This is a genomic window from Faecalibacillus sp. H12 (genome assembly GCF_013361255.1).
In the GTDB taxonomy this organism is placed as follows: domain Bacteria; phylum Bacillota_I; class Bacilli_A; order Erysipelotrichales; family Coprobacillaceae; genus Faecalibacillus; species Faecalibacillus intestinalis.
In genome coordinates this window covers 173,239-191,518 of record NZ_JABWDK010000001.1, presented here as the reverse complement: position 1 = coordinate 191,518, position 18,280 = coordinate 173,239, and the positions used below count along the sequence as shown (strand labels likewise).

The following is an 18,280-nucleotide window of genomic DNA, read 5'->3' as shown; positions in this document are numbered from 1 at the left end:
TTGGATAACAAATACAATAGATTCTTTTAATTGCCTCTACAGTGTTCATTGAATGTCCTTTCCTAAACTTTTTTGCTACTTTTAAATATTTTTTGATTGACCAAAATTTGCTTTGATCATAACGTCACTAGCCTTATGGATAGAAGAATTACTGTCACTGCTAAAGCAATAATCGCATTAGAATTATTTTTTATGGATTTTGTATTAATTGAAATTATTAATTCTAATTTTGTAATACGCTCATTGAGTTCTTGAATTCTTTCTTCAAGAGCCTTTTTTTCATTGTCCATCTTGTTTCTCCTTTCTCATAAATTTTATTTACGAATGAAATTAATCACCGAAATAACAAAAGAAATTGTTGATAGTATTACAGCAAATATTTTGATACTCATTACTGAATTGCTTTATAGTGATATAACTGCGATATCTGATGAAAAAGTTAAAGCTAAGAAAGAGTAATTAAATTTGCTCTTTTTCTTTTCGAGGATCTTTATCAAATAGAAGATGATAGTTCCCCTCTCTATCTTTTTCGTAGTAAAGCTCTACAAGTCTACACACATCTTCTTTAGTTCCTTTGCCTCTTAAAACAGTTACAACTAACAATGTTCTTTCCTCAACATTGTCTACTCTTTCACATTTTCGATTTTCAACATTTTTTCCTACCATATTTTCAAATACAAAATAACGACATTTATTGCCAACATAATCATTAAAGTTGTGTGTTGTTTATGCATTTTTAAAGTATCTAGAAGTATTTCTTCTAATTGAACGATATGTTGTTTTAGTCTCACATTTTCAGCTTCAAGATGTGCAACTCTTTGTTCTATTTCATCCATTTTGTTTTTCCTTTCCTCCTGTCGGTCATCAAAGAGCCAACTTCTCTTTGATTTGTTTTTATGGAATAAATTAGCAACTTTCTTCTTTTAGATTAGAAATTGACTCTTTGATGACCAACAAAAAATATTTTTAATAATGAGAATTGGTGTATTGTGAATCAAGCTTAAGCTGTTTTTCATATTTGCTTAATTGGTCAGAAAAATACTTGTCAATTTTGAACCTGATTTCCATCCAATCATTGTACGATATCCCATTTAGAGTATTTAAAGCCTCTTGCTTCTTTGCTGAATCTCCCATCATTGGCTACACCTCCTTTTCAAGAAATCTCACGTTTGGCAGCTTCTCTAACTTCCCTTGTCGTTAAACCCATGAAAGCCAGTAGTCTTCCAACCAAAATTACGTTGAAACAATTTTCTAAACCCTCTGCTTCAACTTGACTTCTAATTTCATGGTAAATTTGACTTGCTTTAACTGAACCACAAGGAACAAATTTAGCAATTTCACTACGTGTTAGATAGCCTTTGTTAATAAGTTCTAGACGTGTCTTGTTAATTTTAGAAGTATCAAGAATTCTTCTTGGCATAACTACTCCTCCTTTCTTTTGAGCTTTTCATTAGAAGAAAGCGCAGCTTTTGCTAGAACCATGCCTTGGCAAATGTCAGCAACTCTTCTAACTTCTTTATCATCTAATTGTTTAGTAATGGATAATAAAGCATCTAGAGATTTTCTCTTTGAATTCACTTTTCTCTCTTCCATTTTCATTTCCTCCTTTCTTTTTTGAAAGCTAATCACGTTTTTTTAATTTATTTACGTGATTATCACGTTTTACAATTATAATTTACTCTATATTCACGTTTGTGTCAATAACATCAATTTAAAAAACTTGAAAATCACGTTTTTTTGAGATAATATATTTCTTGAAAGGAGAGACTGAATGAATACACTTAATGAGAGAATTAAATATTTAAGAAAAGATATTCTTCATTTAACGCAAGTTGAGTTTGGGAAAAAAATCGGTATTGCGGGTACAACTGTAACAGGTTGGGAAAAACGTAATATGAAGCCAAGTGAAACTGCTCTTAAAATGATATGTAGCGAGTTTAATGTAAACTATAATTGGTTGATTGACGGGGATGGAGATATCTTTATTGAAGATGACAATTCAACTATTGAATTGTTAAAAAGAGATTATAATTTAAGAGATGTAGAAGTTAGGCTTATTGAAGAATTTTTAAAGCTTGATGAAAATGAACGTGATGTTCTCATAAATTATTTAGAAAGAGTTATTGGAAAAGACGAACAATAACAATTTCAGGAGAAACTATAATGGACACACTAATTAATGCAAAGGATATGACAATAAACGAAAGAGTTCGTTACTTAAGAAAAAAGATTCTTAAAATTACTCAATTAGAATTAGGTGAAGTATGCGGTGTTGGAGGTACTGCAATAGCTAAATTAGAAAAAGGCGGCAGTACAGTAACAAAAAGAAATATCAAAACAATTTGTAATGAATTTAATGTTAGCTACGATTGGTTAGCGAATGGTATTGGCGATATTTTTATTAAAAATAACAACTCTATTCGTGAAAGAATTAAATTTCTTAGAACAAGCGAATTAAAAATGACACAAATAGAATTTGGCAAGCGATTAGGTTCGGCTGGTTCTACTGTTGTTGGCTGGGAAAAAGGAGATAGAACACCTCCAGAAGCAACAATTAGGTTAATTTGCAACGAATTTAAAGTTAACTATAATTGGTTGACTGATGGAGACGGAGATATTTTTATTGAAAATAACAATTCTATTGAATTACTGAGAAAAGATTATGATTTAGAAGATAATGAAGTTAGAGCTATCAAAGCTTTTTTAAATTTAAATAAAGTCGAGCGTAAAGTTCTTGTATATTATTTAGAAAAAGCATTTGGAAAAGATGGGCAATAGCTGCCCATTGAATTATTTAGATTTTCTATAAAGTTTATGTATTGCTTTATAGATAACATCTAGCAATTCTAGATCATCAATTTGCATCAATATTCTTGTGATGCATTTGATATATTCTTCTTTAGACATGCATATCACCTCCAAAGAAGAAAATTATAACAAAATAAAAAGAACTCCCTTACTGGCAATAAGGAAGTTCTAAAAGTGTAAAAGCAAGAACCTATGATGTGCTTCTACGTTTTTAATTTTAACATATAAGCACATCTAAATTAAATAGAAAGGATGTGTTTTTTATGTCTGTACATAAAGATGAAAAGACCGGTAAATGGTATTACACTGGTAAGTATCGTGATTTAGCAGGAAAGCGACATGATTATAAGAAAAGAGGTTTTAAAACTAAGAAAGAAGCAAAGGCTGTAGAAGATGCGTTTTTATTAAAAATTAAAGGTGGCCAAGGAAGAATTAAGATGAATGCTCTAATTGAACTTTATCATCAAGAAATGAAAAGTGCTATTAAATATTCTACATTGAGAATGTATGAAATGATTGAACGATTGCATATAATTCCTTTTTTTGGAGATAGGTATATTGATACGATAAAAACTATTGATATTACTAAGTGGAACAAAGAAAGAGCTTTGACTGGCAATAATGGTGGTCCTTATAGTCAAGAATATACCAATAATTTATATTTACATATGTCAGGCCTTTTAACTTTCGCTGTTAATCATAAACTATTGGATGATAATCCTTGCAAGTATGCTAAGCCTTATAAAGATCCTAATGAAGTGAAGAAAGAAGAAAATGCTGTTGAAAACTTTTGGGAAGTAGATGAATTTAATAAATTTATTGCTACTGTTGAAAATATTGATCATAAAGAAACTTATGATACATTATTTTTAACTGGATTAAGAATTGGAGAACTTTGTGCGTTAAGATGGTGCGATTTGGACTTGGAACATAAGAAATTAAGTGTTAGAGGTTCATTTAGTACCGCATCAAGAAAAGTTACTTCTCCAAAAACGAAAACATCTATCAGGACAATAGATCTTCCTAATCGACTTGTTGAAGAATTAAAACAAAGATATGAAAGAAAGAAAAAATTAGATGGATTTAATGACAATTATTATGTTTTTGGTGATATCGCTATAACTTGGCCAGGAACATTCCGTTATCGTTTCAATAACGATTTAAAGAACGTGAATGTAAAACGTATAACGATTCACGGGTTTAGACATAGTCATGCCAGTTATCTTCTTTCTAATCCTATGATTAGTGAGAGCTTAGTCGCTGAAAGATTAGGCCATTCTATTGATATGTTAAGAAGTACTTATGCTCATATTTATGAAAAAAGACGTACCGCTTTAGTCGAATATATAGAAAAATTATAAAATGTCGTCCATTTGTCGTCCACATATTATAAAAAGCCTCGTATAATCGAGGCTTTTTGTTGATTAGTCTAAATCAGCACCGTTTGATTCGAATGCTTTTTTGATCCATTGATATGATTTTTTAGGAATACGTTTCATATCTCTTAAATCTTTATTTGTTCTATTTACATAAACAAATCCATAACGTTTATCCATGTTACACATACTTGCTAGAATATCAATTGGTCCCCAAGTAATATATCCTAAACAATCTACACCATCCTCAAAGATTGCATTTTCCATTTCTTTGATATGATCTCTATGATAATTAATACGATAATCATCTTCAATTGTACGACCTTCAGCTAACATTTGATCTACTTCTTCTTGACTCATATCTTCACGCCAACCAATACCATTTTCAAGAACGAATACTGGAAGACCTGTTCTATGATGTAAATCATTTAATGTCCATCTAAATCCAACTGGATCGATTTCCCAATCCCATTCATTTGCTTCACAATGAGGGTTTTTAATTTGTTTTTCATTTACACATTCATGAGCTGGTCTTTCATAATCAAATTCACCTGTTTTAACAGTGTTTGAACGATAATAAGAGAAAGCAATATAATCAACAGTATATTTTAATAATTCTTCGTCACCTTCTTCAAAAGTAGGCATCCATCCTCTGTTTTCAAGATAAGCATTCCAATAATCAGGATATTTACCTTGAGCAAATGTATCAACTAAGAAACCATTTAATAAATTATATCCTTTAGTAGCAAAGAAATTATTTTCTGGACTATTTTCATAAGCATAAATATTAGTAATAGCACCCATTCCACAGAATTTAGCATCTGGTTGCATTTGTCTTAAAGCACGAACAGCTTTACAGTGAGCCATCATAACATTGTGGTTTACTTGATATAAGTGTTTTGGATAACTAACACCTTCAGGAATAACTTCAGCATTAGATACACGTAACATCATACTGTGTAAGTTTTGTTCATTGAATGACATCCAATGTTTAACACGATCTCCAAATCTTTCAATACAAACTTTAGCATATCTTTCAAAACAATCTACAACATAACGAGATGCAAATCCATTATATTCTTTTACTAAATGATAAGGCATATCAAAATGAACTAATGTAATCATTGGTTCGATACCAGCAGCTAATAACTTATCAATTAAATCACTATAGAATTTAACTCCTTCTTCATTAACTGGTTCATCTAATGTTCCATTAGGAATAATACGAGACCAACAAATAGAGAAACGATAAAAGTTGAATCCCATACCTTTCATTAATGCAATATCTTCATCATAACGAGTATATTCATCAATAGCATCGTTCCAATCAGAAAATTCAGGATTCATAGGTCTTACATCATAAACACATAAACCTTTTCCTCCTTCATTTCTATGTCCTTCTGTTTGGAATGATGAAACTGATCCACCCCAATAAAAATCTTTTGGTAATTTTCTTTCCATAAAATGTTCTCCTTCTTTTATATCCACATAACATTTTAATCATCTCATCTCGAAAGTAAATATCTTCAACTTTCCTTTTTATAATGTTTCATATTTAATTTAAATAAAAGCCATTTCATGAAACTTTGTTTCATGTTATACTATAAATGGTGATATAAAATGAGTATAATGACACAACTAGAATTTGAGCTTGATTTCTCCCATTCAGAAAAAGAAATCGCCCATTATATATTAAACGAGGGAGAAAAAGTTTTAAATCTTTCAATTAAAGAACTTGCTAAAAAAACCTATACTTCTCCAGCCACGATTGTAAGACTTTGCCATAAATTAGGATTAGAAGGCTATGGTGATTTTAAAATCAAATATTCTGCTGAATTACAATTTGATTTAGCTCATACAGATCGTATAGATGTTAATTTCCCCTTTAATGAAGAAGATAATGATTCCATGATTGCTTATAAACTAGCTAGTTTAAATCAAGAAGTCATCGCGGAAACCATCCAATTGATTGATTTTGAACAACTTCATCAAATCGTTGAACTACTTGATCAAAACAAAGATATTGATATTTATGGAACAGGAAATTCATTACTTGCAGCTATGTCTTTCCAACATAAAATGATGCGAATACAAAGAAACGTTAATCTCAAAATGCTCGCTGGAGAACAAGTCTTTATGTCTTATAATTCCAATGAAAACAAAATAGCAATGATTATTTCTTATTCAGGAGAAACTAATGAACTTATTAAAATAGCAAAAATATTAAAAGAAAAGAAAACACCTATCATTGTTTTAACTTCAATTGGTGATAATCGACTTTCCCATTATGCTAACTATATTTTAAATATTGGATCACGTGAAAAGATTTTTACCAAGATTGCCCCTTTTGCATCACAAACATCAATTGAATATATTTTAAATGTGATTTTTTCTTGTTTATTCAAAAAAGATTATCAAACAAACATCCAAAATAAAATAAGCTATGATAAAGAAAATGACGTTCGTCATCCTCTTCATAGCCCAGTTAATGATATTATCGATTAAAGCACACTATCTTTAACTCTCTATAATTAACATAAAATTAAAATACAAAAATAGCCAATGGTCTTTCCATTGGCTATAATTTGTTTATTTGTTTTTTCTTTTCTTCATCAGAACTTTTATAATTTTCTGGAAGAGATAGTTTCATAGATTGAACACCTAATAACTCCATTACAATATGTATATCCATACAACTTCTTAAACATCTTTCCTTATACATATTCCTTAAATCCTTAAAAGTCGTCTTAAAACCTAAAATATGTCCTATACGATCTAAACCTCTTTGTAACTTAGTAAAATCACTCACTACATCTTGACAAGAAGTTAAATAGCAATCTTTATCAACACAATCTAAATATTCTTGTAAATAAAAAAACAACTCCTTTGGAATTGTAATATCTCTTAAAATAGGCCATTCAACTTCATAAATATCATAAACAGTTTTAGATCCCTCTTCATCATTTTTAATCCTTTGTGTTCTTTTACTTATATGAATCAATTGTTTATCTAAATCCATATCACTTACTTTTAAAGCACACATTTCTCCTATCATCATACCTGTATCCATAGCAAGTAAGATACTTAAACATATATCATTCTTTTCTTTCATACAGTATTGATGTAATTGATTAAATTGTTTATCTGTTAGATATTCATTTTCTTTTTTATCTTGTTCTATTTTAACTAATGAAAAATCAATATGGTTTAAACCATATTGATCTTCATAGGTGATATAGATTACTTTTAAGACATTCTTAATACTTTGTACAATACTTGATGACAATCCTTTATTAATGAGTTTCATCAAGTATTGTTTGATTATTTCTATATTTAATTGTTCTAATTCAAACATACACATGTGGAAGAAAGTATAAGTGTTGCGGTGACGCTTGAACATTGGAAAGAAGAAATACTCAACTCTTTTACATGGATAAATGACAGACGTATATCTAATGGACCATGTGAAGGTAAAAACAATTATGTAAAGAAGATCTTATCCAATGCAAATGGTATGTCCAATTTTCAACGTGCAAGAAACAGAATCCTATATTCTCAAAACAAATATGAAACTTACACAATGAATGAACATACAGACAGAATAAAACGTATAGGAAATCCTAGAGGAGCCTACAAAAAATAAAATAAAAATAGAAAACAAATAAAAGGAGGAAAACCAGGACCAGACATCATCCTAATTTTCCTCTTAAAAAAGCACTGAATATTTTAGAAGGAATACTGATTCAACATCAATATCCCCCTAATAATTTAGAGCGAATTTCGCTAAAGCACTCGATTATTTAGAACGCCGAAAAAACCTCATGTTATCTAATTAGCTTCGTTTTAAAAATATCATGTTATTTCATAAAGCCGCTATTCCTAAGTGATGTATATTTAACTGTTTTCTGCTTTAACAATATAACAGTATTTCTTATAAAAGGATATCCCATATCCTTTTACATGTAAATAACCATCATTAATAATTTCATCTTCATATTTATTATCAATGATTTGCTTTGCTCCTTCTTTTGCGTCACTTACAAGTTCTTTAACACTCTTAGAATGTTTGCATTCTAAGATAAGCGCCGTTTGAAAGATTTGTTTAGGTAAAATACATAAATCAAATCTTCCATGCATGGCTTCTCTATTTGACTTGATTTTTTTACCACTGAAGAGTCCTACTAGAAATCCATGATAGAAAGATTCTTGATTATCAAAGTAACTGATACTTCTTGATAAGATATCCCCTAATATTTCATTAGCTTGATCAACATCTTCTCTAACAAGACATTGATAGAGATCTTCTTTTCTTACAAAAGTATAATCTTCAAAATAACTCATAAAAGATTGCTTATAGATTTCATAGACTTCTTTATTTGGTATAACCAGTTTATATTTGTTTTCTCCTAAATCTTCAATAACTCTTAAATAACCTGTAAGTAAAAGAAAACTATAAATATTATTGATATGATCCATTTCTCGATAAGTGAGTTCTGGCTTGATGTATTTTTCTAAGGATTTGCCTTGAATCAATTGTTCAAATTCTTCATGGAGTTCATCACTACCATTTTGGATATAATTGACTACAAGATCATTACCACTAGTATTTGCCCAAAAGGAAGTAGGTTTATATGAAGAAAAATGTGATTTTTTATCAACATACATGAGTGTACTCCAAGGATTATAGATTTCTATATTTCCAAATAGATAACCATCATACCATTCTTTGACTTCATCCATATAAGATGATAATTGATAATCTTCTAATAACTGTTTGACTTCATTTTCATTAAAGCCAAAATATTCTTCATTCATTTCATCTAATAATGAATAAGTTTTAAAGTTGTTTAAACCAGTAAAGATACTTTCTTTAGATATTCTAAGACATCCTGTCATAATTCCTTTTTCTAGAGCATCATTTGTTTTAAGCGCTGAAGAAAAGACACTTCTTAAAAAATCAACCATTTCATCATAATAATTATTTTGATAAGCTGATTGTAATGGAACATCATATTCATCAATAAGAATAATGACTTTTTGATGATAGTAAGTATATAAGGCATTAGATATAATCCTTAATGAAAATTTTAAATCTTCAATTGATGTTGTTTCATCATGCAAACTATTTAGTTTTTTCTTTGTCGCATCAGTTAATTGAGAAGCTGATAATATTTCTAAGTTTTTTTCTAATAATTCGTAAATGATACTCGAAAAAGATGAAATTTGTGCATCAAAAGTTAAATTTTTCATTTCTTTTAAAGAAATGAAAATTGTTGGATACTTGTTTTGATGTTCTAAAGCTTCCTTATTTTTTGAAATATATAAATCATTGAATAAATAAGCATTTTCTTTTTCTTTGATAGAAAAGAAATAATACAGCATAGACATATTAAGTGTCTTACCAAATCTTCGAGGTCTTGTATACAAAACAACTTGTTCATTTAAGATATCTGCAATTAGATTTGTTTTATCTACATAATATGCATTTTTATCAATCATCGTTTTAAAATTTTCAATTCCTGTAGGTATTAACTTCATACAATCAACTCACTTCCTAATCTGTATTATTATGTACTACTAAAAGTATTATACATGATATAAACCTTGATTTCTATTGGATTATTTGTCCAATAAAAAAGAAGTTTCATCAAGAAACTTCTTTTTACTATTATTATTCATCACCAAATGAAATGCCAATTGCTTTAGCTGCTTTAACAAGTTCTCCATTTGGATCAACATGTTTTTGTTGACCAACCTTAGCAGCACCAATTACTTCTTCTAATGAAGTATATCCCATCTTATCACCATTGATTGTAACAACATTACCAAACTTACCTTCATTAATAAGTTCAACTGCAGCCACACCATAACGAATTGATAAAATACGATCATATGCTGTAATATCTCCACCACGAATAATATGTCCTGGATTGACAGAACGTACTTCATGATTTGGAATTACTTTTTCAAGATCATCAGCTACTTTAGCAGCTAATCCTGAATAACGTACTGGATCTGGACTATCTTCTACGATTTTACCAATAACTTTTGTTCCATCAGCATATTTTGCTCCTTCAGCAACAGCTACTACTGTATAAGGTAATCCCATTTCATCACGTTTCTTAATTGCTTTAGCAATATTTTCAATGGTAAATGGAATTTCTGGAATTAAACATACTCCAGCATTTCCTGCTAGACCTGCGTATAAAGTAATCCATCCAGCATCTCTGCCCATTAATTCACAACAAATAACACGATGATGTGATTTTGCTGTTGTTTGTAAACGATCAATAAATTCTGTACCTACAGACATTGCTGAAATAAATCCATAAGTAACATCTGTACTTGCTAAATCATTATCCATTGTTTTAGGTACACCAATAACATTGACACCTTTTCTTGAAAAATCACGTGCACTTGTAAGCGTTCCATCTCCACCTAAAATAACTAAAACATCAACACCATCTTTTTTCAAGTTTTCAACAGCCACATCAGAAACATCTTTTTTTACTTTTCCACCATGCCCATCATCTACTAAATAATCAAATAAATTATCTTTATTAGAACTATATAAAATAGTTCCTCCTTCTTTATAAATATCTTCTACCGATTCTTCAGTAAGTTCTACATAATTATTATGGTATAAACCTCTATAACCATAAACAAATCCAATCACTTCATAACCATATTTAGAGATTGCAGTTTTAGTAATTGTACGGATAACAGCGTTTAACCCTGGACAGTCACCTCCACCAGATAATAATGCAATTTTTTTGACAGTACTTCCCATAATTTTCTTCCTCCATACTATATAATTATAAATTCACCTAGAGGAAAAAACAATACTTTTTTGTAAGCGTTTACAGTTATTTCTTATTATTTCTTAATTTTATTGAATTGGTAATTCATAAGTAGCTTTTGTTCCTGAATAATCCAATTCTACAATCAACTTAATCTTAGAACTTTGTTGCTTTAAACCATAAGCCTCTTCCCCTTCACTTTTTGTCCCTATAGGTGCTGTTTGGGGATAAGTATCTATAGAAGCTGGATAAGTTTCACAGACATTTCCACCTTCATCAATAACTTTAAAGTTAATACTTGAAAAATAAATATCATCTTCATTTGCTATATTTTCATAAGAATAATGTATGATAATGACTTGTTCTGGTTGACTATCTGCAAATTCATTACGATCATCTGTATTTCTTACTGAATCAACTGTAAAATGAATCAAATCTTTACTATTTTTAGTATATGTTACAGTTTCACCTATCGTATATATTTTTTCTTCTTTCTTTTCTTCTGTTTTTGTATGTTTATTTGTATCTTTTTCTTCACTACTTCCACATGCTCCTAATGTAAGTGTTACAAACAAAACTAAAACTATCTTGATTATTTTCTTCATTGTTTTACTCCTTTATTTTGTTTAAAAATTGAAATAATTGCTAGAACAGCATTTATTAAACACCATCCAGCCCAAATATTTAAATCACCAAAATTCCCAGCAAGTCCCAATCCTAAAAGGCTCGCTAATAAAAATAAAATAATAATTGCAATATTTCCTCCATTTTTTTGACTATTCCTTACAGCAATTGAAACAATTCCTCCTGCTAACATAAAAATAGAGACAAAAACACCAGCACTTCCTCCTACTTCTCCATTAGCTGACATTGTATTAGCAGTCCCTACTAATACTGATTGAAAAAAACAAATACACTTAAAATAATTGATAAAATACCTGCTACTAATTTCCAAGTTTTCATATTCCCTCTCCTTTCTTTTTTGTCTATTCCTTTTCTAATATCTCATATAAAATACATAATTCATGAATACCTAATTCTAAATCATTTAAAATCGTAAATATTTGTGATTCAACTTGATTAAACTCTTCTCTTTCATTTAATACATCCAAATGATCTTTTATCCCCTTAAACAATGATGCTAAATAAAGAATCTTCCCAGCTATATCTTTACTTTGGTATTCTTCTATATCCATACATAACCTCCTTATCTTAGAAATAGACTACATCTATAATCTATCTTATAAGACATAAAAAAAGGTGCCCCCTCGGGGCACAATTAAAGATACATTAAAAGAGTTCCAATAATAATAGAGATAAATAATAAAATAAGCCAAGAAATAATCGTTGTTAAAACTTTAACAACAATCCTATGATTCTTATAATAAGGTAAATAGTCCCTAACAGATAAATAGTTTGTAGAAAATAAAAGTGTTATAATAAACCAAGAAATTAAAATCAAGCGATAAACAAAATACTGATACTGACTTATTGGTTGATTTTCAATCTTAAAACTTATTAAAATCCATATAAATAAAAGATAACCCATAATCGCTACAATCATCTTCCAAAGCTTACCACTTCTAAATCCCGGTAAAGCATTAGGATGTTTGATTTTCTTTTCTTTCTTTTTTTCAATATGAAATAATTGATCTAAATCTTTAATAATTTCTTTTACATCTTGATATCTGCCTTGAGGATCAATAGCAATCATTTTATCAATTATTCTCTTTTCTATTCCTTGTAAGTCATAATCTCTAGGCAACTTATTAGTAAGTAAAACATGATATAAAACTCCCAAAGAATAAATATCACTTCTTATATCTGTTTGATAAAAACCAAATTGTTCAGGAGCTGCATAACCTTGACTTCCTAACACCGTAGTATCTCTTTTTTGATTTTCAATATAATTTCTAGCTATATCAAAATCAAAAAGATAGACTTGTTTTCCATCATAAAAGATATTTTCGGGTTTAATATCACGATGAATAATTTGTGGATCTTGTTGATGCAATACATCTAAAATAATACATAATTGTCTTATAATTTGATAAGCTTCTAAATTTGAAAAAGTATGTTCATCTAAAATATCAGATAATGTTTGACAAGCTAAATATTTTTCGATGATTTCTAAACCGTCTTCATTTTCTTCTATTGAATAAATATGTGGTATTCCTTCTATATCTAATTGTTTTAACTTTTCCCAAATTGTTTTATTATATGTTTTCAATTCTTTTTTTATATAAATATTTCTTTTATCTAATTCTCTTACTAATGTAATTCTTTTTTGGGGTGTTTCTTTAATAACTTCTAATTCTAAAACTATCATATCTTGTCTCTCCGTAAAATATAGTATATCATATTTTTAGGTGATGATATGATTTTAACAGAAGAAATAGAAAACTCTTTAAAAAATGAAGCAGATATTGATGATCTTTTAAAACAAATTCATGATATGGATTTTTCTGAATATATCCATCATTTGTTTAAAAAATATCATTTAAAAGAAGCAGATATTATACGAAAATCAGGATTAGAAAGAACTTATGCTTATAAAATTATCCGTGGCGAAAAAGGAAAAAATGCAAAGGATAAAATCTATCGATTAGCTCTTGCTATGAATTTAACCCAAAAAGAAACAAATCACTTATTATCTTTGAATAATGCAGGTGACTTATATCCTCATAATGCCAGAGATCTTATTTTATTAAATGGCTTATTAAAAAAACAAACCGTAGAAGAAGTCAACATTGAACTTTATAATCATGATTTAGAGCCTCTAAAAGACTAATAGGACTTCTAAGGAAGTCCTATTTTTCTTCGTTATAACGATCTAAAATATATTCAGCATTTTCTGCCCATAAACCATTTTCAACTTGAGTAAGTGTTTTATACGTTTGAGAATGATAAAACCTTCCCGTTGCTTCTTCAAAATCAATTTTTTCTTGTTCCTGAATAAGATTAATAACTCTATGAATTTGAATACATACGCTCATCGTAATATCTTGCCCATTAAAATAGTAAATATCATGCATCGTATTTCATCCTCCTTATAAATCGTAAACAACTTAATGATTTTTCACTATGAAAAGAAACTTGATTATTAACTTTACTATATTTTAATCTTTCTACTGCTTCTGTTGCTGTTAGAATATTAGACATATATAATTGTACTGTCTGCATTGTATTGTCGTCTGCTACTGGTCCAATAACAACATCATATTGATGTTGTAAACCGCCTTTAATTCTATTTTCTTTAATGAATTCTAACCATTCTTCATTTAATGAATCAAAATATTTAATATTTAAATCATCTTTCTTCTCAAACAAATATTCATATACATAATAATTATTCTTTTTTTCTCTTAATGATAATCGATAAGCCCATTCTTTAGATTGAGACATTAATACTGTTGTATAAAATCCCTTACCAAAATCTCTACGATTATGTGATTTGTTCAAATCAATTTGATCAAACTTAAAACAACTACCATGATACACTGTTATTTTTTTTGAATCTTGTTTAATAAGTTTTTCAATATACTGAAATACTTCTTCAAAACTTACTTGATGTAAATATTCATGCTGTAAGAGAACATTTTCAAAAATATGATATTCATGAAATAATTCATAAACCTTTTCATCATCTATACTATATTTCTTTTTATATTCTTCTATACAGTTTATATATAATGACTCACAATCTGATTGAACATTCATATAATTACCATCCTTTCTATGATTTCTACTAAATTATATATTATTTCTTAATGAATTGTGAAGTGTTGGACACTTTATTTTTAATTATTTCATCAAACTATAAACTATTGTCTTTCCATCATTTTTATGGATTGTTATTTCAATAAAATCTTGTCTTTGATTAATATCTATATTCTTTTTTGTTAAAGGTTTGCCTGCATTATCAATGTCAATGTCGATCACATCAATTCTATTACTCAATCTTATTTCTAGATGATTCTTTTCAAAGAATACTGGTTCTCCTCTTTCAAAAATAACAATAGAATCACGATTACTTATTTTCTTTTTTAAAATAAGATGCTCTTGTTTATCAAATTGATGAAAAATCAAAAAATAGGAGCCATTATAAATACGGGTAAAAATCATTGTAGAAACAATACAAAATATCATAAATGTTTTCACACCAAAAATAAATAACTTTACTTTATATTTCATACCTACTCCTTTTGTATTATAGACCTGATTGTTATCGTTGGATGATTCCTCATATAAATTGATGGAATATGCCTTTTCCATTTAACATTTACATCTTGAGTATTATTAAAATCAAGATTTTCACTTGCATAACATACTGTTGAATAGCTATATGTTTCTAAATTATTAAAGGTAATATCTACACGGATATATCTATCAAACAATGACAAACTCCATTTTTCATATATTTGTACCTTTGCTTTTGATGTCGCATCCTTATTTTCATAAAGTAATACGTCTTCAGGTTCATCATGAATTATTAAATCCCAAATAGTATTATTAGAAAAATAGTTCATTACTATAAATAAAGAAACAATGCCAATCATAAGCGTTTCAATAATCACAAGTTTCTTTAAAAGATACTTTCCCATTTTTTCCCTTCTTTAAAAAACGAATGAAACTTCGTTAGAAATTTCATTCATTTAGTTAATCACTTACTTGAGATAAATATAAATCTAATGGTGCTTTTGTATGTTCAACAACATAACCACTACCGCCACGATTTTTAACATCTTCCACGACAGTTGTCATTAAAATAGGTTGTTTTTCATCTATCGTCATGACTGTAAACCAACCAAGTTCTGTTCCTGTCGTATCGCTTTGACTTTGTTTGATTTCTGCCGTTCCTGTTTTTCCGGCAAGAATGACATTATCATGATAGATGGCATGTCCTGTTCCATTTTCATCCGCAATGGCATTAATAAGATCTTCTTTTATTATTTTTGTTGTTTCTTTTGAAAAAACATTTTTAATCCATGTTTTTGTTTGTCCTTGAACTATATGTGGCTGATAGATTGATCCATTATTAACAAAAGCACTATAGATACTTGCAAGTTGAAGTGGATTTATCAAAATTTGTCCTTGACCATAGCCACTATCAGCAATTAATTGATCACTTACTTTTTGATTTTTATTGATATACTGACTTTTATTTAAAGCAAGTTCAAAAGGAATCTTTTCACCAATCTTCAAATTTTTATAATACTTAAATAAATTATCTTTTCCTATATTTAACGCACTTCTTGCAAAATAAACATTATCAGAATACGTGATTGCATTCTTTAAATCATTAGGGGAAGGCGCATGTAATGTTGTCACATAATAATTACCCCAACTTGAATCTTTTTGCCATTTATCCTTAGCCCCTAAATCCTTATTTGGATCAATCGTCTTTGTTTCTAACCCAATAGCTGCTGTAATAGGTTTCATAGATGAACCGGGTGTATAGGTTTGTGTATAACGACTCATCAATGGTTGGTTGACATCATTATTTAAAGCATTCCATTTATCTGTTGAAAGCCCTAAAACAAAATCATTGTTTGAGTGTGCTGGTTGTAGTTTACGCAAATTGTGATATGTATTCCCCAGTATATATGGGGAGTTAGAAATGTATTGAGATTAGATAGCCTTTTTCTCCAAGTCCTCACAGTAAACGCTTGAAAATAAATGTTCCAGTTCATTTCCGAAGTTGTATGAGATTTTAAGTTTGCGGTTTTCATAAACTGTTATCTGGTCTATCATTTCCACAATAATATCTCTGTCTAATTCTTCAATGTCTTTCAGTTCCAACAACCGCCTTAACCACGGTGTTTCAAAAACATCTTCTGTTACACTTTCCTTTTTCTTTTCTTCCAGCGTTTCAATCTGTTTGGAGTAAAGCGTTTCTTTTTGTTGATAGTCCTCTCGATAAGAAAGAAATTCTTCTTTAGAAATCAGTTCGTCTTTGTAATCTTCATAAATTGACTTTTTCAACTTCTTCACTCTTTCAAGCTCTGCTTTTAACTTTATCAGTTCTATGTCTGTTGATTTTCTGATTTTTGTTGCTGTGAAAGATTGTGATTTTACAAGTTCCTGCAAGTTCTCTACATTGCGGATAATCTGCTTTAAATCTCCCAGCACAATATCATTCAATACTTGAAACGGGAGCGTGTGCGGAGTGCAATAATCTTTTCCGCTTCTTTTGTAAGTTCCACAATAGAATGAATAGGACTTACTTCCGTCAGCACGTCGCCAGAAATTTTTCATCATTGCCCGACCACAATCGCCACACTTAATAAAACCTGCAAAGATATTTTTATTTGTTTCTAAATCAATATCCCTATGCTTTTTTGTCAGCAGTTTTTGTACCTTATCCCACAGTTGACGGTCTATAATCGGTTCATGTGTATTTTCAACCCTTATCCAGTTTTCTTTCTCAATTAGACGCTGTTTGCTTCTCATACGTTGATGTTTCTTTCCTTGTACCATGTTTCCAATATAAATCTCATTTTGCAACATCACTTTAATTGTAGAATAAGTCCAATAAGAAGTTTTTTCTAACCGATTACAATTTTTGTAATTTTCTCCATTGAGCTTTTTATATTCCGACGGACAAAGGATACCCTCTGCATTTAGTATTTTTGCAATGCTTTGTTTCCCTATTCCTTGTGTATACATAGTAAATACTCTTTTTACAACTTCGGACGCATATTCATCAATCACAAGTTTATTTTTATTTGCAGGAGATTTCTTATAACCATAGCTTGTAAAAGCTCCGATAAATTCTCCTGCTTTCTGCTTTGATTTTACAGTCGCTTGAACTTTATTAGAAATATCTCTGGCATACTGTTCGTTGAATATATTTTTAATAGGAAGTAACATATCGTATGCCTGCTTCATACTATCAATATTATCTGTTACAGAAATAAAACGAACATTAAGCTCTGGAAATATTCTTTCCAAATATCGCCCCGTATCAATGTAATCTCGTCCGAAACGGGAAAGGTCTTTTACAACAACACAATTTACCTTGTTATCTTCAATGTCAGCAATCATTCTATGGAAGTCTGGTCTATTAAAATTCGTTCCCGTAAAACCGTCATCAATATAAACATCATATAAGATAAAGTCATCATGCTTGTTCACATATTCTGTTAAAAGTTTTCTCTGATTTCCTACACTATCGCTTTCTTCCTTATCTCCGTCCTCTCGTGATAATCTGATATAAATAGCTACGTTAAATAAGTTTGAACCTTTTTGATAAATCATTTTTCCACCTATTCAACTGCCGTACCTATGATAATA

Annotated in this window: 27 protein-coding genes; 7 read left to right on the top strand and 20 right to left on the bottom strand. The window is 29.3% G+C overall.

Going from position 1 to position 18,280, the window contains the following annotated elements:
• Positions 1-116: 116 nt before the first annotated feature.
• Positions 117-290, bottom strand: a complete 174-nt coding sequence (locus HUU89_RS01145; RefSeq protein ID WP_175300755.1) for a hypothetical protein — start codon at positions 288-290, stop codon at positions 117-119.
• A gap of 34 nt (positions 291-324) precedes the next feature.
• Here HUU89_RS01145 and HUU89_RS15235 point away from each other — a divergent pair, with 34 nt between their 5' ends.
• Positions 325-459 (top strand): hypothetical protein, encoded by a 135-nt coding sequence (locus HUU89_RS15235; RefSeq protein WP_317992312.1) that lies wholly within the window; start codon positions 325-327, stop codon positions 457-459.
• On the opposite strand, the gene HUU89_RS01140 is transcribed toward HUU89_RS15235, so the two are convergent.
• The 5 genes from HUU89_RS01140 to HUU89_RS01120 form a co-directional block, all read right to left on the bottom strand.
• Positions 460-666 carry a hypothetical protein gene (locus HUU89_RS01140; RefSeq protein WP_175300754.1) on the bottom strand — a complete coding sequence of 69 codons (207 nt, stop codon included), beginning with the start codon at positions 664-666 and terminating at the stop codon, positions 460-462.
• Complete coding sequence (locus HUU89_RS01135) at positions 660-836, bottom strand: hypothetical protein (RefSeq protein WP_175300753.1); 177 nt, start codon at positions 834-836, stop codon at positions 660-662. The genes HUU89_RS01140 and HUU89_RS01135 overlap by 7 nt, the downstream gene beginning before the upstream one ends.
• A 130-nt stretch (positions 837-966) precedes the next feature.
• Entirely contained in the window at positions 967-1,137 is a 171-nt protein-coding gene (locus HUU89_RS01130) for a hypothetical protein (protein WP_158548301.1), read from the bottom strand.
• A gap of 16 nt (positions 1,138-1,153) precedes the next feature.
• Positions 1,154-1,420 (bottom strand): hypothetical protein, encoded by a 267-nt coding sequence (locus HUU89_RS01125; protein WP_117575747.1) that lies wholly within the window; start codon positions 1,418-1,420, stop codon positions 1,154-1,156.
• A 2-nt stretch (positions 1,421-1,422) separates the two neighbouring features.
• Positions 1,423-1,593, bottom strand: a complete 171-nt coding sequence (locus HUU89_RS01120; protein WP_158548300.1) for a hypothetical protein — start codon at positions 1,591-1,593, stop codon at positions 1,423-1,425.
• A 178-nt stretch (positions 1,594-1,771) separates the two neighbouring features.
• Here HUU89_RS01120 and HUU89_RS01115 point away from each other — a divergent pair, with 178 nt between their 5' ends.
• The 3 genes from HUU89_RS01115 to HUU89_RS01105 all read left to right on the top strand — a co-directional run bounded on the left by HUU89_RS01115 (position 1,772) and on the right by HUU89_RS01105 (position 4,169).
• Positions 1,772-2,143 (top strand): helix-turn-helix domain-containing protein, encoded by a 372-nt coding sequence (locus tag HUU89_RS01115; RefSeq protein WP_117575745.1) that lies wholly within the window; start codon positions 1,772-1,774, stop codon positions 2,141-2,143.
• Positions 2,144-2,163: 20 nt separating this feature from the next.
• Positions 2,164-2,778 carry a helix-turn-helix domain-containing protein gene (locus tag HUU89_RS01110; protein ID WP_117575743.1) on the top strand — a complete coding sequence of 205 codons (615 nt, stop codon included), beginning with the start codon at positions 2,164-2,166 and terminating at the stop codon, positions 2,776-2,778.
• A 293-nt stretch (positions 2,779-3,071) separates the two neighbouring features.
• Positions 3,072-4,169 carry a site-specific integrase gene (locus HUU89_RS01105; protein WP_117827136.1) on the top strand — a complete coding sequence of 366 codons (1,098 nt, stop codon included), beginning with the start codon at positions 3,072-3,074 and terminating at the stop codon, positions 4,167-4,169.
• Positions 4,170-4,232: 63 nt separating this feature from the next.
• Here HUU89_RS01105 and HUU89_RS01100 read toward each other — a convergent pair whose 3' ends face one another.
• Positions 4,233-5,645, bottom strand: coding sequence for a glycoside hydrolase family 1 protein (locus HUU89_RS01100; RefSeq protein ID WP_032091338.1), 1,413 nt, complete (start codon positions 5,643-5,645; stop codon positions 4,233-4,235).
• 159 nt (positions 5,646-5,804) lie between these two features.
• Between HUU89_RS01100 and HUU89_RS01095 the strand changes: the two genes are divergently transcribed.
• Positions 5,805-6,689 carry a MurR/RpiR family transcriptional regulator gene (locus HUU89_RS01095; protein WP_032091339.1) on the top strand — a complete coding sequence of 295 codons (885 nt, stop codon included), beginning with the start codon at positions 5,805-5,807 and terminating at the stop codon, positions 6,687-6,689.
• 73 nt (positions 6,690-6,762) lie between these two features.
• On the opposite strand, the gene HUU89_RS01090 is transcribed toward HUU89_RS01095, so the two are convergent.
• On the bottom strand, positions 6,763-7,539 hold the full coding sequence (locus HUU89_RS01090; protein ID WP_175300752.1) for a tyrosine-type recombinase/integrase: 777 nt from the start codon (positions 7,537-7,539) through the stop codon (positions 6,763-6,765).
• A 6-nt stretch (positions 7,540-7,545) separates the two neighbouring features.
• Here HUU89_RS01090 and HUU89_RS01085 point away from each other — a divergent pair, with 6 nt between their 5' ends.
• Entirely contained in the window at positions 7,546-7,827 is a 282-nt protein-coding gene (locus HUU89_RS01085) for a transposase (RefSeq protein ID WP_317992311.1), read from the top strand.
• A 251-nt stretch (positions 7,828-8,078) separates the two neighbouring features.
• Here the strand turns inward: HUU89_RS01085 and HUU89_RS01080 are convergent, their stop codons facing one another.
• From HUU89_RS01080 to HUU89_RS01055, 6 genes are all read right to left on the bottom strand, one after another.
• Positions 8,079-9,722, bottom strand: a complete 1,644-nt coding sequence (locus HUU89_RS01080) for an AAA family ATPase (RefSeq protein WP_175300751.1) — start codon at positions 9,720-9,722, stop codon at positions 8,079-8,081.
• 133 nt (positions 9,723-9,855) lie between these two features.
• On the bottom strand, positions 9,856-10,974 hold the full coding sequence (locus HUU89_RS01075; RefSeq protein ID WP_032091342.1) for a 6-phosphofructokinase: 1,119 nt from the start codon (positions 10,972-10,974) through the stop codon (positions 9,856-9,858).
• A gap of 99 nt (positions 10,975-11,073) precedes the next feature.
• Positions 11,074-11,589 carry a lipoprotein gene (locus tag HUU89_RS01070; RefSeq protein WP_119363218.1) on the bottom strand — a complete coding sequence of 172 codons (516 nt, stop codon included), beginning with the start codon at positions 11,587-11,589 and terminating at the stop codon, positions 11,074-11,076.
• Positions 11,586-11,939 carry a hypothetical protein gene (locus HUU89_RS01065; RefSeq protein WP_254697673.1) on the bottom strand — a complete coding sequence of 118 codons (354 nt, stop codon included), beginning with the start codon at positions 11,937-11,939 and terminating at the stop codon, positions 11,586-11,588. Before HUU89_RS01065 ends, HUU89_RS01070 begins: the two co-directional genes overlap by 4 nt.
• 31 nt (positions 11,940-11,970) lie before the next feature.
• Positions 11,971-12,180, bottom strand: coding sequence for a hypothetical protein (locus HUU89_RS01060; protein ID WP_022001110.1), 210 nt, complete (start codon positions 12,178-12,180; stop codon positions 11,971-11,973).
• 83 nt (positions 12,181-12,263) lie between these two features.
• Positions 12,264-13,313, bottom strand: coding sequence for a serine/threonine protein kinase (locus tag HUU89_RS01055; protein WP_175300750.1), 1,050 nt, complete (start codon positions 13,311-13,313; stop codon positions 12,264-12,266).
• A 48-nt stretch (positions 13,314-13,361) separates the two neighbouring features.
• On the opposite strand from HUU89_RS01055, the gene HUU89_RS01050 reads away from it, so the two are divergent.
• Positions 13,362-13,775 (top strand): hypothetical protein, encoded by a 414-nt coding sequence (locus HUU89_RS01050; protein WP_032091348.1) that lies wholly within the window; start codon positions 13,362-13,364, stop codon positions 13,773-13,775.
• 19 nt (positions 13,776-13,794) lie between these two features.
• Here the strand turns inward: HUU89_RS01050 and HUU89_RS01045 are convergent, their stop codons facing one another.
• The 6 genes from HUU89_RS01045 to HUU89_RS01020 all read right to left on the bottom strand — a co-directional run bounded on the left by HUU89_RS01045 (position 13,795) and on the right by HUU89_RS01020 (position 18,244).
• A complete protein-coding gene (locus HUU89_RS01045; protein ID WP_117867749.1) occupies positions 13,795-14,019 on the bottom strand; it encodes a hypothetical protein in 225 nt (74 codons plus the stop codon).
• Positions 14,012-14,704 carry a DUF3990 domain-containing protein gene (locus HUU89_RS01040; protein WP_117867750.1) on the bottom strand — a complete coding sequence of 231 codons (693 nt, stop codon included), beginning with the start codon at positions 14,702-14,704 and terminating at the stop codon, positions 14,012-14,014. Before HUU89_RS01040 ends, HUU89_RS01045 begins: the two co-directional genes overlap by 8 nt.
• 84 nt (positions 14,705-14,788) lie before the next feature.
• Entirely contained in the window at positions 14,789-15,178 is a 390-nt protein-coding gene (locus tag HUU89_RS01035; RefSeq protein ID WP_175300749.1) for a hypothetical protein, read from the bottom strand.
• Between the two features lie 2 nt (positions 15,179-15,180).
• Positions 15,181-15,588: a hypothetical protein gene (locus HUU89_RS01030; protein ID WP_117792448.1), complete on the bottom strand. Its 408-nt coding sequence runs from the start codon at positions 15,586-15,588 to the stop codon at positions 15,181-15,183.
• 55 nt (positions 15,589-15,643) lie between these two features.
• Positions 15,644-16,564 (bottom strand): penicillin-binding transpeptidase domain-containing protein, encoded by a 921-nt coding sequence (locus HUU89_RS01025; RefSeq protein WP_254697672.1) that lies wholly within the window; start codon positions 16,562-16,564, stop codon positions 15,644-15,646.
• Positions 16,565-16,615: 51 nt separating this feature from the next.
• A complete protein-coding gene (locus HUU89_RS01020) occupies positions 16,616-18,244 on the bottom strand; it encodes a recombinase family protein (RefSeq protein WP_008393956.1) in 1,629 nt (542 codons plus the stop codon).
• Between the last annotated feature and the right edge of the window lie 36 nt (positions 18,245-18,280).